The organism is Xylanibacter oryzae DSM 17970 (assembly GCF_000585355.1).
GTDB classification, from domain to species: Bacteria; Bacteroidota; Bacteroidia; order Bacteroidales; family Bacteroidaceae; genus Prevotella; species Prevotella oryzae.
This window is the reverse complement of the sequence record NZ_KK073873.1, coordinates 428,212-445,701: the sequence shown is the minus strand read 5'-3', so window position 1 is coordinate 445,701 and position 17,490 is coordinate 428,212. Positions and strand designations below refer to the sequence as shown.

Sequence of the window (17,490 nt, the reverse complement as noted above, 5' to 3'; positions counted from 1 at the left end):
TCTCAACACTCGCTGACACCGCCTTTGTCGGACAATATAAACCGACCCATGGAAAACACAAAACACGCCTCACTATGAGGAAAACCGCTTCTGATACAGAAGAAAACCACAGGCTTCAAACACGAAGAAAAATTCAAGAATTTTCATAATGCCAATACTTTACAAGATGAAGTGCATCACCGCGCCACACACTTCGGCCTCGGGCAAATATTACGCTCTGACACAACATACGGGAACTTGGCGCACTCGAGAGGTTGCACGACTGATACAGGCTAACTGTTCGCTGAAAGAGAGCGACGTGCTCGGAGTGTTCTCCAAATTGGTTTGCACAATGAAATTGCTGTTGCAGGACTCGCAACGTGTGCAGTTGGACGGTTTCGGAACGTTCAAGAATAGCCTACAGCAAGAACTTCATTCATCACAATCAAAAAACACAACAAATTATGCCAGTACTTTACAAATTAAACAAAGACAAAAGAAAAACAGCCGCACTGCAGGATTATACTTCGCCCGTGCCGTACACGTAGGAGTAATTGATGCGGATGGCTTGGCCAAGATAATGCAGGCCAACTGTACCATCAAGGCTACCGATATCAAGGCGGTACTAACAGAGTTAGGCGAGACGATAGCAACTCAGTTGCAGAACTCTATACGTGTAAAACTCGACGGACTGGGTTCGTTCAAGATTGGCATACGCGGAATTGGAAGCAAGACTATCGACGAATATTCGGTGGCTAAAAACGTGAGGGATCTGCACACCAACTTCCAACCTGAGACCAAAAAGGATGCCACAGGTTTACGCCAAAGAGCGATGTTGGGCGGTATGAAGGTTCGCAATGAGAACATCGAAGAGAAGGAGGCTACAAAGGCCAAGAGCGCTCCTAGCACAACTGGAGGCATAAATAGCAAGGTACTGACTTTTATTTTTCTAAAACAGCCTATAACCGTACAGTAAACACATAACTAATAAAAGTTTTTCAGGAAAAGATCCTTTTTCAACTAAATTGAAGAAGAACCACCAAATCGAATCATAAATTATATATGCGTAAACTGTATTACTAAGTGCCTGAAAGCCCTATAAACAAAGAACTAGTGGCTTTGTGACATTTATTTATAAAAAACAGCATATTTATATTCACCTTCGAAGATTTGAGCGTGCCCCTAATGGAATGAAGATCTGATAAAAATGCGTGCAAAACAAGACATAAAGTAAAGAGATTACTACAAAGTTGAAAGATATGCAAGCAAAATAAAAAGACTCTCCTTTAACTACATTGAAGAAGAGTCACCTTATCATAATGCAAATACTGGTTTTTATTAAGACGCATTGTGGTGAATATAAAAGAAAACTGAGTTATAGGTTTTCACCTATAACTCAGTCCTTTTATTCTTATTTAAAAACTTATGCCGGTATATTAATTCGACCGTAGTTATACATTCTCAACATGTTGACACAATACTTGTTAAACATCTTGTTCTCAATCATTTTGTTAATCATTTTTTTCATAATCTTTTTACCTTTCTAATTCATTAATTAAATTTCATGTAGAATGTATCTTCACATTCTGTTATCCTTTTTCTTTTTATTTACGATGCAAAGGTAATACTTTCTTAATTAGATTATCCCACATTTCCCTGATAGTTTTAAAAGATTATGCTTTTTTTGACCTGTATCAATGCTGTTGACTTATGTCAATACTTTTTCTTTACCTCCAAAAGTCTTCCATAATTATCAAACGAATTTTTATTTGCAAAATAAATTGTTATCATCAAAGATAACATAGACGCAGTGAAGGTTATCACTATTATCAGCATTTGATATTTTATAGCAACATCTGGATCGGATCCTCCTAAAATCTGTCCAATCATCGTCCCCGGAAGTGAAACGATTCCCATAACTGCCATATTAGCTATACATGGAGAGAACGCTTTTTCCATTGCCTGTCTTACAAAAGGTGCGATTGCCTCAACATGTGAAGCTCCGTTACCTAATAAATAATAATATAATTGACGTTCACGTTGTAATCCATCATAATATGTATTCAATGCCATGACATTAACCCCCAACATATTACCCATAAGTATTCCCATTATCGGGATAAAATAACGAGCCTCAAACGGATGTTCAAGATGGACAACAAATATAAGAAAATAAAGTCCAACGAACAATGCTGTTGTAAAAAGTCCCACGCATAATGGAATAAACACCAGTTTCCTTTTTAATCCAGTTCGCTTGGTCGCTGTAGCTGATGCGACAAAAACCATTATCATAACCCATAAAAGGTTTATAAGCGGACTATTCCAAGCAAACAAATATTTCAAATAAAGTCCTATTAAGAAAAGCTGAACTACCATTCTAGCAGCAGCTATTATTGTAGACTTAACCAACTTTGCTCCAAATTTGTAGAAGAAATACAGCGGTATCAATAAGAGTAATAATCCAATTACCAAACTCCCATAAGTTATATCAATAGTTCCCATATTATATTCTTTATATATTAACAATCATATTGCATCTGTTCGCAAAATTATTATCATGCGAGACAGCTACAACTATAGCTCCTTTTGCTGCAAGACATTGAAAATAATCAGCAACAAGAGTCGATGTCTCTGCATCAAGAGCAGAAGTTGGTTCATCTGCCAAGATAATTAGTTTTCCCAGCATTCCACTTACAGAGATCATTATCCTCTGGCGTTGCCCACCACTTAGTTGAGAAACTTTCTTATCATATAAATCTTCCGATAAATTTAATTTGCCCCATTCTTTCATTAAATCTAACTTAGAATATTTTCGTTCCTTATTAGCCTTCAACGTAAAAGGCAATTTTACCATATCAGCTACATTTTCACTTGGCAAAGCTAACTCTTGGGGTATATATGTCATCATTCCACGGAAGACCTCTGCAGAATCTGCATTTATAGGTTCACCATTACAACTGATAACCCCTTCATCTAAAGGTAGAAATCCAAGAATTGCCTTTAGCAGTGTGGTTTTACCACAACCAGAATTACCTCTTATACATACAACGTCACCTTCTTTTAAGCTAAATGTCAGTCCTTTAAATAGTTCCTTGCCACCTAATTTTAACGAAGCATTTATTATTTCGAGCATAATATATATTATTTGCAGCAAAGGTATGAAAAATAAACGATATGCAATCAAATTTGAGGTCTTGTATTAGTATTAATAAGGTTAAATAAATTATTTTAGAAACCTTATTCCATTGAATATTAAGGCGATACAGAATATACTATTTATGAATATAAATATAAAAAAATTAGTATATTACAATTTTTATTACTACCTTTGCAAACAATTAACATCAGAGTTAGTATTGACATCCAATCATAACCGCATCTTCTCCGGCGGATTTTATACCTCTCAAGGATAAATCACTATCGATTCTTTGTTTATTATTTATACATCTATTATACGTATATTATGCGTATTATAGTGATTGTATATATATACATTTCAAAAAAGAAAAAGATTAAAACAATGACATTTAAAGAATTAAATATTGCAGAGCCTGTATTGAAGGCTCTTGAAGAAAAAGAATATTTGACCCCTACCCCTATTCAGCAACAAGCTATTCCATCTGCCAGTATAGGCAAAGATCTTCTTGGTATCGCACAGACAGGTACAGGAAAAACGGCAGCATTTGCTATACCTATTATTATGCAACTGATGAATAATGTTTCTTCTAAGTCGACTGGTAGTAATAGACCCATACGCGCACTCATTCTTACTCCTACACGTGAGTTGGCTATACAGATTGAGGAATCATTTACAGACTACAGCAAATATACTGACTTAAAGCATACTGTAGTTTTCGGTGGAGTGAAACAGGCTGGGCAAGTTAAGCAATTACGCCAAGGCATAGACATACTTACTGCAACACCAGGTCGTCTTCTAGACCTCATCAGCCAAGGTCTGATAACTCTGAATGGTATACAGCATTTTGTTCTTGACGAAGCAGACCGCATGTTAGATATGGGTTTCATACATGACATCCGTCGCATATTGCCTATGTTGCCTCAAAAAAAGCAGACAATGCTTTTTTCTGCAACAATGCCTTCTGAAATTGCAACTATATCAAAGAAATTGCTGCATAGCCCTATACGGGTGGAAGTTACTCCTGAATCATCAGTCGTAGATACTATAAAACAACGTGTATGCTATGTAGAAAAAGAAAAAAAGATAGATACCCTTGTAAATTTACTAAATGAAGAAAAAGAAGAACGCGTTCTAATTTTCTCGCGCACGAAGCATGGAGCTGATAAGATAGCAAAAAGACTCAACAAGCAAAAAATATCATGTGATGCAATACACGGAAACAAGTCACAAAACGCTCGTCAGCGCGCGCTAAACGACTTTAAGAGCGGTAAGAAGAACGTTATAATCGCTACTGATATCGCAGCCCGCGGCATAGATATACAAGACCTTGGAGTTGTAGTAAATTACGACCTGCCTGATATTCCTGAAACTTACGTACACCGTATAGGACGAACAGGACGTGCAGGTCATACCGGTTGCGCTTTCACGTTCTGTTCAGAAGATGAAATTCCAATGATAAGACGTATACAGAAGCTAACCGGAAAGAAAATTGAAAAAGTAGATATACCTGCATAACATTATAAATATATATAAATGGCAAAAAGAATTACATCAAACAAAAGAGACAGAGAAAAAGCAAAACACGAAAAACGCCTTGACAAACAGAAACGCAAAGAAGAGCGACTAAGTCAAGGTACTAGTTCATTTAATGATATGATAGCATACGCCGATGAATATGGCGTGTTACATTCATCGCCAGTAGATCAACCAGCAGAAGAGGTCGATGTCACACAGATCGCTGTATCTACTCCGAAACAAGAAGAGGTAGAGATAGTAGCACAGACTGGAATTGTCGAATATTTCAGTTCAAACAAAGGCTTCGGATTTATACGCGATTCACAAAGTCCCAATAAGTATTTTTTCCATATATCCAATGCCCCTGATATTATTCAGGAAGGAGACAAAGTATCATTCTTCACTGAACAAGACCAAAGGGGCACTAGTGCTGTAAATATCAGCATAATAAAGGATTAAAATGTAAGCCTGAACATAAAGCGTATGCCTTGCTTGTGGGCTGTAGGTAAATTAAGGTAATTTAGTCTACGTACATATTCCACATGCATTATCTTAAATATATTATGTACTCCGGCTACTAATTCTACATATGGGCGATTATTATCCATTACATAACAACCTTCAGGGAATGCCATTAATTGGTTTTCACCTTTATTTTGAGCAAGTTCTGGATTATTTTTATCGCTCAGCGATCCCCAAAGACATTTAACGCCAAGATATTCACGCCATTTCAGCTTTTTCAGCAACGGAATGCGGTTGAATATCTTACCGTTGAGGTCCCACGAAACATCAAGACTAGCATAGCGGTCATTTAAAAATTCCATATTATTAATAAGATTGAATGTTTCATCTTCTATTATATATGAAAGATTTGCTGCCGGCATTATCAACAATGGATATGGAACTTTATTCCACTCTATTCCACCGCGTAAATGGCAGTCTATTTTACCCCAACTGTTCATCCAGAAACGTTTGTAAATACTAGCCTCTGTGAAGTTGTATCTATAATCACCTCCTAATATACCCTTAAAACCAATAGTATGACTTATTGTATACACTGGAGCATCAAGATTTATAGGAAGCCTTCGCTGTTTCGTATTAATGAATGTCTGACCTGGAGCAAAAAGTATCTCGAAACTAGCTTCTGTCGTACGAATACTATGATTAGGACGCGCATCATTATAATTCATTTCTGAAAGCGGAGTAAAAAACATACTTCCACAAGCTTCATCTTTCTCTGTTTTCAAACTAACAGAAGTTTTCAATCCCCAATCTTCCTCACGCTCAAAACTTAACTCCTGACTATTGTAAAACATCATTTTATCAACAGTAGCCCACTTGAACGCAGTAAAAACATTATCTTTATCCGTATTCACAAACTTATCTGACGGTGAACAGACATCATAGGTTGATGTAAAGGACAATGTACGCTTAGGAAATTCCCTTGGCAAATAATCTTTCTTATTAAATGAATATGTTACGTCGCCTTTATAATAATTTTTATTACTATCCCAGCCGTGAGCATAATATCCGGAAAAGAATAAATGCTTGTCTAGATTTGCAGTAGTTTGAGCACTTACACGCGTACGCCAACCGTCTATAAAGTTCTTTGTTACCATTGTATTTATTGGTCCAATGTCAACTTTACTAGGGTGTTTTTCATCCCCAGTCTCAACAAAATTCTCAACAAGAGCTTTCGCTCCAAAAAGAATATATTTAAAGCCCTTTATCTGTTCTATATGATGTATAAATGCGTCCATATCACTTTCGCTCTTAGTAAGCGAGACTGTTCTATATTGTTTCCAGAAAGCCTCATCCTTCATCATAGCATCGGCTTCTTTACGCTCTTTAGCTTTGCCTTTGAATATTTTATCAGGCAAGGCATCAAAAGCATAATCACTAAGTCGAGTCGTTCTTATAACAGCGACCTTACTCAGAAATTTGGCCAGTTTCATTTCTACTAGCATATCATCAGTTGAAAGTACCCACTCACCATCATCAAGTTTAGTGTATTCCTGCTGTATCTGAAGATTTTCAACGAAATTTACATCACTACGTTTCGGTATAGTAAGATTGCATTTTTTCACATGCAGTGTAGAATCTGCAAGGATGTAAAGTTCTCCACGAAATCCAAAGTCCTGCTGATTATTTGGAAGAAACTCAAGATGATAACATTTTTCCCTGTTAACAAAAACAGTATCTACTATATAATACCTATAGAAAGCTATAGCATTTTTACCTATAGGACTAGTAAACGGATATTGCAACAGACGCACTTGATCGTCATATATATTAACATCCGTAAAGACATCCTTTAGTGTAACATTAATAATATCTCCAGTCTCAAGAAATTGATTAATTCCAGAGCTATTCTGCCCCATTACTATTGTTTTTGCGGTTTTCGGATTTTTACGGAATATATTCTGCGTTACTGTCTCATCAACAGAAATAGGCAAAATAAGTTTGTTGTTATAAGGACAAACCTCAACCTGATTTACAAGCCATTTTTTATTTTTAAACTTGCCACTATCAAGTTGTGCTGGCGTTATATCGTTTACTGCCAGTGTTATTTTTTGATATTTATTATATTGGTAATAGTCATGATTTTCTAGATTAGTACGCATCTTAGCGGCTATAACACGCCGCATAAGCTCTACCGCCGGATTCTCTTTACGGCTGTACCTTTTGCGCTTAGCTTTCACTACCACTTCACTCAGTTTTCTTGTGTCAGGTTTCAACTTGACATTCAAACTATTAGAAGTATTTCCGTTTATCAATATACGCTGCGGCTGATAGCCTACCGCACTAAATGTAAGATACCATCCTTCGTGTCGCTCCACGGAGTATCTGCCAGATCCATTGCTTGATACAGCAATATGATTGCCTTTGTAAGATGCGCTGGCATATGGAATGCTGTCGCCTGTAACAGCATCAATAATTACTCCTGTTACCTGTGCGCTGACCTTTGTGGCCAGCGCTGATAACAGGAGTATTATAAATAAGGTCTTAATCGATTTCTTCATCTGCTTCGTAACCGCCCATTTCGCGGATTGCGTTCTTCAAGATAGAGTACTGCTTGAATAAGTCGTGCACCGGTAAATTTTCATCATCGTGCATCGGACTCTTAAGGAAGAATGACAACCATGTCTGTATGCCCCATTTTCCTGCACGTACGGCAAGATCACAAAGCAATGTAAGATCTAGCAACAATGGTGCTGCAAGAATAGAGTCTTTGCATAGGAAATCTACCTTAATCTGCATAGGGTAGCCCATCCATCCAAATATGTCTATATTATCCCAACCTTCCTTATCGTCATTGCGAGGCGGATAATAATTGATACGCACTTTATGGAAAATATTACTATAAAGATCTGGCATCTCGTCATCCTTAAGGATCGTATTTATTACAGAAAGTTTTGAAACTTCCTTTGTTTTGAAGTTTTCAGGACAATCAAGGACTTCTCCATCACGGTTTCCTAAAATATTAGTTGAGAACCAGCCACTTACTCCAAGACATCTTGTACGGAATGCAGGAGCTAAAACTGTTTTCATAAGAGTCTGTCCAGTCTTGAAGTCTTTACCGGCAATAGGCATCTTCGTTTTCTCTGCTAGTTGCCACATTGCTGGTATGTCTACGCATGTATTAGGAGCTCCCATAATGAATGGTGCACCTTCTGACAATGCAGCATAAGCATAACACATTGATGGTGCTATATCTGTTTTGTCATCAGACTTCATAGCAGTTTCTAATGCTGTAAGATCATCATGTACTTTTTTGTTACGAGGTACATAGATTTCTGTCGATGCAGCCCAAATAACAACGATACGTGAACAGTTATTTGCTTTTTTGAATTCGCGAATATCCTTACGAACCTGTTCCATAAGATCCCAACGGTTTTTACCATTTTTAATCCAAGTTCCATTAAGTCTCTTTACATATTCAGGATCAAATACGGCTTTAAATGGTTTGATGGCCTCCAGTTCTTCCTTTACTGGATAAATGTCGCGGTCTTTAAGAACCTCAGCATGCATTGCACTTTCAAAGGCATTCTCCGGGAATATATCCCATGCTCCGAATACGATATCATCAAGATTAGCAAGTGGAACAATTTCTCCATAATGTTTGTACTGCGCGTTAGCACCTCTGCCTACACGCATTTTGTCCATCTGAGTCATTGAGCCAACTGGCTTTCCCAGACCTTTTCTGATCATTAAGGTTCCTGTGATAAAGGTAGAAGTGACGGCACCAAGACCGACACACATAATACCTAATTTGCCTTCTGCTGGCTTTACACTAGTTTCTTTCATTTTTGTTTTATTTTATATTGTTAAGTTGACTTATGCTATTATTTAATTGCTTTAAATCATATATTACACTATCAGGGATACTTTCATCATATTCTTTTTCAGTCCAGCCTTCGCCTTTAAGCCAAACAGAATGGCAACCAGCCTTTATAGCCGGTTGTATATCCTTATAGAAACTGTCACCTATTACAACAGTTTCTTCTGGTTTAAGACCGAGGGCGTTAACACCTAACGAAAAAATACGATGATCGGGCTTTCGTATTCCAACGACAGCCGACTCTATTACGTTACTAAAAAATCCATCTAGATGAAATTCTTTAAGGACCTCTTTGATATTGCCGTAAAAATTACTTACAAGTACCATTTTATAATGTTCATTAAGTTCTTTAAGAATCTCAGCATTCTTATTAGTTATATCAACAACTTTACTATATAAGTCATCTAATACGACATCATGCTTATTTCTGAATGTATCTTCATCAGCCACCCATTTATTATTCATAAGTAGCCATTCCATCTCTAGACGTATTTTAGCATCAAGAGTCTTATGGAAAGTGAAATCAGACTTGACTATATGGCCATTCCCTAAAGTTTGTTCACCGTATACGTAAGCATCCCTAAAATTCTGTTCAGACACAGGTACATTATTGCGCTCGTAAGCGTGCCATAGCATCTGCCCCCAATGACATCCGGCAGTATCAAGTGTACCACCGTAATCGAATATCAATCCTTTTATCATTGTATTTCTTAAAATTCTAATTTTAATAGTTCTCTGCAAAGACTCTCATGTTTTTTGTGCATATATATATATATAATATTTAGCAAAGTAATTTCAATAATTAAATATATCCATGGACAATTTAGCAAACATGTTATATAAATACATATTGCTCTTATATTAAATGTAAGTATATTAGTATACATCATCAAAGGCCTGCTACCTAAAAGAAATTTTTCTTTTATATCAGAAGGAATATCTTCTGGATTAGGATATGCCTGCATAATCTTTGCGTTCAACCTTTGGAATTGTGGAGTTCTTTTCTCCTGACTTTTACAATAGTTCGCATAATTCTTATAAAAAATACGGGCTAATATTGAACCTTTTTTAGGAAGAGATTCGTATATTGCTCGTTGCTGAGCATAGTTATCGAGTTCACTTCCTTCTTTCCCTTTTAAGAAATACAGATGTATCTGTCTGTAATAATCTGCTAATGAACTCTGAGGTGAATGGCTCATAAATCCTGAAAGGAATACAAGTACCCATATCCATATGCCCCAATGTATATCTGTACCAGGGATTATCTGAAATTCTAATCTTAGTGAGATTGCCACATATATAGCAAAAAACCACACATCTCCAGAAAATCCATCAAGCACTCTGCCTACAAGCGTTTTTTGTCCTGTAAGCCTTGCCAATTGCCCATCTGTACTATCGCAAAAATTAGCGAACATAAGTAATACAACACCTAGTATATTATGCTGCAAATCCGTGAAATAAAACATGTATCCAGCAGCTATGCCTAAAAAAATAGAAATAACAGTTATTACATTAGGATGAACGCCCAAACGTTTCCATATAAGAGCAAATACCAAACCTATTGGTCTAGTAAAATGCATATCCAACCATTCTTCTGTATCGTTTGACTTAAATGAAGCCTTAAGTAATTCATTAAATTTGCTCATGTATCGTTTTTATGACGTTTCTCTTTATAGCAATGCAAATATAAAATATTATTAACAGACAACGAAACTATTTTCATTTATTTAGTTTTTTGTTGAAATATTTATATTTAGTTCATGCAATATATTACATAAATAAAGACAAATAGAACATTTTACACCTACTTCTTTACAATATTGGTGATTTAGGGAATTCCCTAGGCTATTTTAGGGAAATACGCTTGTAACGACATCATTTTTATTGTATTTTTGCAGAATAATTAATTAACGTTTAAAATTTTATTATTATGAAAAGATTTTCTAGTTTATTATCACTTATAATTATTACCATTACAGTTATGACATTTACATCATGTGATAGAGATGCAGATGAAGCAGATGCTTTATTGGGAATATGGAGAGGTCAAATAGAGGGAAACAACTCCTATACTGGTTATTACGACACTGAAATAAGATTCTATGGAGATTATGCTACTAGTGGAAGCGGTGATGAATATGATCAGGACCCAGTTGATCCGAATAATTCTTATTATTCCACTTTCAATTGGGAAGTAAGAAACAATACAATCTATATATATTACGACAATTTAAATGATTTCAGAAATGTTGCTATAACAGATTATAGGTTTAATAGTAATTACTTCGAAGGATATATGAATGGGTATAAATTCAGTTTGACAAAGACGGTCAACTGGTCAGACTGGCATGCAAAGAAAGCACCAGCTGTATATGCTCCCACTAGTACTAAAACTATTCCTGATTCAACATCTACTAATAAATAGTAACAATATAAGGCAGACTTCTCAGGTCTGCCTTATTATTTGATATATACAACAAAGTATCCGAAACATAGGACTATCATTTCCTTTATCTTTTGATTTAATATTACAATAATATTCTAATAAAATGAAGAAAATTATCTATATTATCATGTTATGTTTGCATCAAGTTTTTCAGGCCATACAAGAACTGTAACTTTTTGATAACGAAATGGTTATACAAAATAATAGATCTGTATCCATGTGAGGGTATTCTATGCATGGAAGAACTATCAATACAGTTTTTAATCATAAACATTATACGATTAAATCAAATACAATATGCATGATAACAACGGATATCCAGTGACTCCATTTGAATATTAGAATTTAAAATATCAGATAATTTAAAATAACAGACAGAGAACTTAAAATCTTTGTCTGTTTCTGGTTTATTATGTTTATTTTTGCAGTTCAAACAAAATAAATTATGATCAGATTAAATGTTTTTATTAAAACAACTTCAGCCAAACGTACTGAAGTAATTGAAACGGCCAAAGAATTAGTAACCGCTTCGTTAAATGACAAGGGTAATATCGCTTACGATATTTTCGAAAGTGATACCCGTAATGACGTTCTTATGATTTGCGAGACATGGGAGGATGCTGAATCATTATTAGCTCACGAGCAATCATCACACTTTACCACACTAGTTTCTAAAATAAAAGAAATGGGAAAGATGAAGATTGAAAAATTCAACTTCTAAAATCTATAAACAACAGGTCGTTTTTTGTAAATTCGACCTGTTGTTTTAGATAAATTCTAAATATATTTAATTTAATAGTTATTGTTTATTATGGACCTAATATTATTAGATCCTACCATTCTTCCTTTTTTTCGAAATCCCCACTATCAACAAATTTCTTTTTCTTTCCAAATTCAGGATCAATCTTCAACAATGCCGAAACAATAAATGTCAATGCACATGCCACAACAACAATTATAAAGAACATACGATATCCTACAGCTTCCTGTATCATACCCGAAAATAGTCCTGGTAGCCACATAGAGAAAGCCATAAGAGCAGTACACAATGCATAATGCGATGTTTTAAACTCACCCTGACAATAATATATAAGGTATAACATATAAGCCGTAAATCCGAATCCATAGCCAAACTGTTCAATAAATATACATGTATTTATTATCCAAAGGTTGCTTGTAAGCGAATAACTAAGATATATATAAACCGCATTAGGGAGTGATATTGAACAAACCATTGGCCAAAGCCATTTTTTCAGTCCGTCTTTACTTGCTACTATACCACCCAAGATACCACCTACAGTAAGCCCAATTACGCCTACAGTTCCCTGAACAAGGCCAAACTCCTGTGGTGAAAGTCCCAATCCGCCATTATGTGGTGCATCTATAAGAAACAATGCAGAGATTTTTGCCAAAAGCCCTTCCGGCATACGATAGAAAACCATGAACAAGATTCCAACCAATACTTGTGGTTTGTCAAAGAAAGACTTTACAGAATGCCATAATTCCTTAAAGAGTATCTTAGCTCCTACATTACTTGCTCCTCTGTCTTCTGCAGGGTATGGTAATATATAATGGTGATATAGCCACAGAGCAATAAAAAGTCCTGCCATAAAATAGAAGATAAGACTCCATGAATATTTTATATTTCGTGTCCAAACCTCCATATTACCGGCTATCATTACCAGAATTCCTTGACCGAATATTGTAGATATGCGATAAAAAGTGCTTCTTATACCAACAAATAGAGTCTGTTGATGCTGATTTAGTCCTAGCATATAGAAGCCATCTGCAGCAATGTCATGAGTAGCACTGCTGAATGCCATTAACCAGAAAAAGCATAGTGTACCTTGCAAGTATAATGGTCCTTGTATCGTAAAAGCCACACCGCCTAGAGCTGCGCCCACCAACAACTGCATACTTATTATCCACCATCTCTTGGTCTTGATAAGATCTATAAATGGACTCCATAACGGTTTAATCATCCACGGAAGATACAACCAAGAAGTATAAAATGTTATGTCTGCATTTGACATACCTAACCTCTTATACAATATCACCGATATTGTCATTACTGCTACATAAGGCAAACCTTCTGCAAAATACAAAGAGGGTACCCATGCCCAAGGATTTCTGTGTCTTTTCATTACTATTTATAGATTTTCTTTATTTTAGCTCCACGATAGTAGTGCAGCAATATTTCGTTATATTTATATCCTTCAGCACCCATTACGGCAGCACCAATCTGGCAGAGTCCTACTCCATGCCCCCAGCCGGCACCTCTTATAATAAAATTAGCAGGTATACCATCTGCAGAGATATCTGTCTTATCCACTACGAATGCACTACTATATAGATGTGTGTTACTAAGGGTGCGACGAATCTCCAGTTCTTTTCCTATAACAAAGGTTTTCTTTGTACCAACAATTTTCAATTTACAGATACGACCGCTCTTGCCCCTTTCTATAGGTATAAGATCTAGAATATCTCCAAAATCCTCTTTTATTTTATCTTCTATAAGAGTTTTTATTTCCTTCTGAGTATATTCCACTTTCCATCGATAAAAATCAGATGTTTCCTGATCGTAATCATTAAGAATCTCCGAAAGGATTTTTTTATCATGAGTATTACAGAAGGAATCTGGAACATCTGTGCGAATCCATTTTTCAGCCTGTGCTTCATCTGTAAGGTCTGGTATAGGTGTAATAGAACTACTATCAGCTCCCTGTTTATTATCTCTTATTGCCAAAAGATATGGCTTAGGCATATTCTCCCAACAATATTGGAATTCCTCTGTCACACCTCCACAGCACTTAGAGAAACGTGCATCGCATATTTCATCACCATACATTAAAATTTGACCTCGTGTAGCACATATTGCTTCTACTACAGATTTATTGTTAGCCTTTGTTATACCTTGGTAGCGTTGACAATGATCGTCTGCACAGACGTCAAATATCGTATGGTCTTCCCTATCATACCATCTTATCAGTTCATCATCTTTCTTAATAAATGAAAAGAATCCGTTAGAACCGTTTTTCATCTGACGTCTTTTCTCCATTTGCGCAAGTAGCCAACTGCGACTTATCACAGAATGTGCCTTAAGCAATTCTACGGATGATGTAGCATTCATCTCACTTGAAATTACACTAGTAAGATAACACTCTACAGGTATTACATTTATTGCTGTTATTTTGTCCGCCTCAACAACTAAGTTTAGTGAACCATTAAACATTTGCGTTTCTTTACGTTCCCAATGAAAATTAACCCCGATTGTTACATCATATATTGAGAATGACGCTTCTGGTGATTTAGGAGTAAACTTAAGTTCTTGATATTGATTACCATTCCACAATATTCCACCTTCAGAGAGTTCCACAAGTTGATCGCCTGTTATTGTCTCTCCCTTAGCAAAATAAGTCGAATTAAGAGAGAAATGTATTTTCTGTCCACTGATTATACCAACACTAACTTGCGGTTCTTTAATATATGCCGTTCTTAATCTGTCTTCTATACTTAAACGGCCACATTCCTTTATTTTTTTCAGTATAGTGGCGAACGAATCCTTTGATACAGTGACCTCTGATAATATAGATGAAGCCCTTTCTGCTGTCATACGCTCAAAGTCCTCATGACGAGGTGTAATTATCATTCCTGCCATATCCAAAGCTCCTGGACTAACCAGATATTGCCTGTCGCCTTCTGCCGAATAACAATCAGGGCGATGTTTCTCTCTCGGAAATACAACTGTCATATGTCTGTCGCCATCCATCCAAGAGATGATATTCATCATCGGTTCATATTCATTTTCACGTACCGGCATTGCACTATATACTCTAGTGAACATCTCTTCATCACTCTCTGCAGATTTGCTACGTATCAGTATTGCCGGTACAGGATAATCACTTATCACAGATATATCCTCATCATCATTAAAAGATAGAATAACATTGAGGTTACGACTCAGTCGGCCCCATTGCGCCTGCAAAGGGAGTATGCCATTTGTACCTGCTTGAAAATGCGCATGATCAGGAGCAGAAGCTCCACACTTCGGTCCGTTATAAAACACCATAAACTCAGGATACACAGACAGCAGTTTGTGTATTTCGCCATAGTTGGCTAATATTGCTTGTGGTTGGTGTTTATGTGCAGGTATTGTAAAGTGTTCAGGAAGAATAGGGAATGGATTTACCAGTATATCAAATTTTTCATCGAATACTTTTATCCTCTGTTCTGCAGGTCTATTTTTCTCACACAAAAAACACGGACGCATCCCAATATTCTGCTTATCAATCTTAGCTGCAGTTGATACTATCCTTGCAGGATTGAACTGTACTGTAAAAGTAAAGTTGCCTGCATTCAGTTCACGTATATTTATATTTTTTAGTTCACGGAAATTATTTCGTGCCTTATCCCATTTTTCCAACTGATGACTAAAGAAACGATGTAACTGACTATCCATCATTATATCCTTTTTGCCTGCTATCATTTGCTGGCGTGCATTTATTTCAAGTGTACGCAAACGGTCTTTATACAAATTATTCGCATTCACCTTATCAATAGAAAGTGCAGCATCGCTGTTTCCACCCCATCTTCTACATAGATAGAGTTCTGAATATATACGTCCTATCCTATAATAACGAGAGAACATCAGCCCCATAGCATAGTCCTCTCCATAACTGGTATTAGGAAACTGTATCTGTCGTGCCAATGGCGTAAAGAATGCTCGTGGAGCTCCCAGGCCATTAATACGCAAGGCATTATTACAACCATTTTCTTCTGTCCATTCCTTATGATCTATCATTCCTGGAGGTAAAGTATTTAATTCAAAATCGCACATACGATATGAACCGATAATCATTGCTGCTTTCTGTTTATGGAATGCATCAACTATTGTCTGTAGAGTATTTGGTGAGGAATACAGATCATCACTATCCAACTGGACAGCAAACTTTCCACATCTATCATCATTTATAGCTCTATTCCAACATCCGCCAATACCAAGGTCAAAAGTTTCAGGAATTATATGAACTAGCCTGTCATTATCTTTGTAATCATGTAGCAAAGCCGTTGTTCCATCTGTTGAGTGATTATCAACAACGATTACATTAAAGCCAAAATCTGTTTTCTGTCCCAATGCACTATCTACTGCATCTTTAATGGTTTTCACCCTATCCCTTACAGGTATTATCACCGAAGCTTCAACAGGGAAACTCTGTTCCTTAAAGTCAGGTTCCAAATAGTTATTTGTATCTATCAGAGCTCCAATCTCCTTAAGATGAGCAGTAGCAGCCTTTTCCATCTCTATCTGCACATTCAGATTAGCAGGATCCACATAGTCAAACTGTTTCTCACCACTGGTTCTTGTATCCAATTCTTCTTCAGTATACAAGAACTCATTAATATGCATTATTTCACCTTTACGACTTAAGAACAACCTTAAATCATACAGACCTGCATAATCATATTCTCTTGTTTCTATTTCATGAACATACAGATGCAACAATGACGATTTTATCAGCAAAACGCTACCAAAGTCAAAATCATTTCTTATACTACCTTTTTGATAATCGATTGTAGGATGTTTTACCTGCTTTCCATTCTCAATAGAGAAATGATCACTATATATTAATGCCGCATTAGAATCAGATGCTACGCATAACAAGCGTTCCAGAGCATACGGACTGAAACTTAAAGGAGAGGCCTTTAAGTATAATAAGACATAATCTGCATACGTATTTTTCTCTACGTTAAAGATAGTGTTACTGCTTGATATGCTGTCTGCAACTATAAATTTGCAATTATCCGGAACAGTGTTCTCCTTTGCGAAATCTTCCGAAACAAGAAGATGGATATGTTGTATTGTTTTGCTTTCTCTAAGTTGATTTACCAGTTCTTCTACAACCGGCAGATTATCACATAGCAGAAAACAATCTATAAATTCACTCATCAGTATTAATATTTATTACTAGATGGCAAAGTTAATACAAACCTCGTGAAATACAAAACAAAAAAACATAAAATCATTGCTATCACAATTTTTTTAGTTAATTTTGTACCCAAATATTATAT

The 17,490-nt window shown here is 36.1% G+C and carries 13 protein-coding genes; 5 read left to right on the top strand and 8 right to left on the bottom strand.

The window, feature by feature from the left end:
- The first annotated feature begins 148 nt into the window (after positions 1 to 148).
- Complete coding sequence (locus XYLOR_RS01680; RefSeq protein WP_154655645.1) at positions 149 to 955, top strand: HU family DNA-binding protein; 807 nt, start codon at positions 149 to 151, stop codon at positions 953 to 955.
- Positions 956 to 1,692: 737 nt separating this feature from the next.
- Here the strand turns inward: XYLOR_RS01680 and XYLOR_RS01675 are convergent.
- Both XYLOR_RS01675 and XYLOR_RS01670 read right to left on the bottom strand, forming a co-directional pair.
- Positions 1,693 to 2,481 (bottom strand): ABC transporter permease, encoded by a 789-nt coding sequence (locus XYLOR_RS01675; protein ID WP_036880504.1) that lies wholly within the window; start codon positions 2,479 to 2,481, stop codon positions 1,693 to 1,695.
- A gap of 10 nt (positions 2,482 to 2,491) precedes the next feature.
- Positions 2,492 to 3,112 carry an ABC transporter ATP-binding protein gene (locus XYLOR_RS01670; RefSeq protein ID WP_036876404.1) on the bottom strand — a complete coding sequence of 207 codons (621 nt, stop codon included), beginning with the start codon at positions 3,110 to 3,112 and terminating at the stop codon, positions 2,492 to 2,494.
- Positions 3,113 to 3,499: 387 nt separating this feature from the next.
- Between XYLOR_RS01670 and XYLOR_RS01665 the strand changes: the two genes are divergently transcribed.
- Both XYLOR_RS01665 and XYLOR_RS01660 read left to right on the top strand, forming a co-directional pair.
- On the top strand, positions 3,500 to 4,633 hold the full coding sequence (locus XYLOR_RS01665) for a DEAD/DEAH box helicase (RefSeq protein WP_036880502.1): 1,134 nt from the start codon (positions 3,500 to 3,502) through the stop codon (positions 4,631 to 4,633).
- An 18-nt stretch (positions 4,634 to 4,651) separates the two neighbouring features.
- The gene (locus XYLOR_RS01660) at positions 4,652 to 5,092 is read left to right on the top strand and encodes a cold-shock protein (RefSeq protein ID WP_036876403.1); all 441 of its coding nucleotides are present in this window, start codon (positions 4,652 to 4,654) and stop codon (positions 5,090 to 5,092) included.
- On the opposite strand, the gene XYLOR_RS01655 is transcribed toward XYLOR_RS01660, so the two are convergent.
- Genes XYLOR_RS01655 through XYLOR_RS01640 form a run of 4 tightly spaced genes read right to left on the bottom strand, consistent with a single transcriptional unit; the run spans position 5,089 to position 10,621 of the window.
- Complete coding sequence (locus XYLOR_RS01655; RefSeq protein WP_036876401.1) at positions 5,089 to 7,656, bottom strand: DUF5686 and carboxypeptidase-like regulatory domain-containing protein; 2,568 nt, start codon at positions 7,654 to 7,656, stop codon at positions 5,089 to 5,091. The two genes, XYLOR_RS01660 and XYLOR_RS01655, sit on opposite strands and share 4 nt — an antisense overlap.
- On the bottom strand, positions 7,640 to 8,941 hold the full coding sequence (locus tag XYLOR_RS01650; protein ID WP_036876400.1) for an inositol-3-phosphate synthase: 1,302 nt from the start codon (positions 8,939 to 8,941) through the stop codon (positions 7,640 to 7,642). The genes XYLOR_RS01655 and XYLOR_RS01650 overlap by 17 nt, the downstream gene beginning before the upstream one ends.
- 7 nt (positions 8,942 to 8,948) lie before the next feature.
- On the bottom strand, positions 8,949 to 9,677 hold the full coding sequence (locus XYLOR_RS01645; RefSeq protein ID WP_036876399.1) for an HAD family hydrolase: 729 nt from the start codon (positions 9,675 to 9,677) through the stop codon (positions 8,949 to 8,951).
- An 8-nt stretch (positions 9,678 to 9,685) separates the two neighbouring features.
- Positions 9,686 to 10,621 (bottom strand): CDP-alcohol phosphatidyltransferase family protein, encoded by a 936-nt coding sequence (locus XYLOR_RS01640; protein WP_036876398.1) that lies wholly within the window; start codon positions 10,619 to 10,621, stop codon positions 9,686 to 9,688.
- Between the two features lie 284 nt (positions 10,622 to 10,905).
- On the opposite strand from XYLOR_RS01640, the gene XYLOR_RS01635 reads away from it, so the two are divergent.
- Together XYLOR_RS01635 and XYLOR_RS01630 are read left to right on the top strand one after the other, a co-directional pair.
- Positions 10,906 to 11,400, top strand: a complete 495-nt coding sequence (locus tag XYLOR_RS01635; protein WP_036876397.1) for a hypothetical protein — start codon at positions 10,906 to 10,908, stop codon at positions 11,398 to 11,400.
- Positions 11,401 to 11,866: 466 nt separating this feature from the next.
- The gene (locus tag XYLOR_RS01630) at positions 11,867 to 12,142 is read left to right on the top strand and encodes a putative quinol monooxygenase (RefSeq protein WP_036876396.1); all 276 of its coding nucleotides are present in this window, start codon (positions 11,867 to 11,869) and stop codon (positions 12,140 to 12,142) included.
- Between the two features lie 112 nt (positions 12,143 to 12,254).
- Here XYLOR_RS01630 and XYLOR_RS01625 read toward each other — a convergent pair whose 3' ends face one another.
- Positions 12,255 to 13,565: an MFS transporter gene (locus XYLOR_RS01625; RefSeq protein ID WP_036876395.1), complete on the bottom strand. Its 1,311-nt coding sequence runs from the start codon at positions 13,563 to 13,565 to the stop codon at positions 12,255 to 12,257.
- 2 nt (positions 13,566 to 13,567) lie between these two features.
- Positions 13,568 to 17,368, bottom strand: a complete 3,801-nt coding sequence (locus XYLOR_RS13530) for a DUF4922 domain-containing protein (protein ID WP_084608505.1) — start codon at positions 17,366 to 17,368, stop codon at positions 13,568 to 13,570.
- Between the last annotated feature and the right edge of the window lie 122 nt (positions 17,369 to 17,490).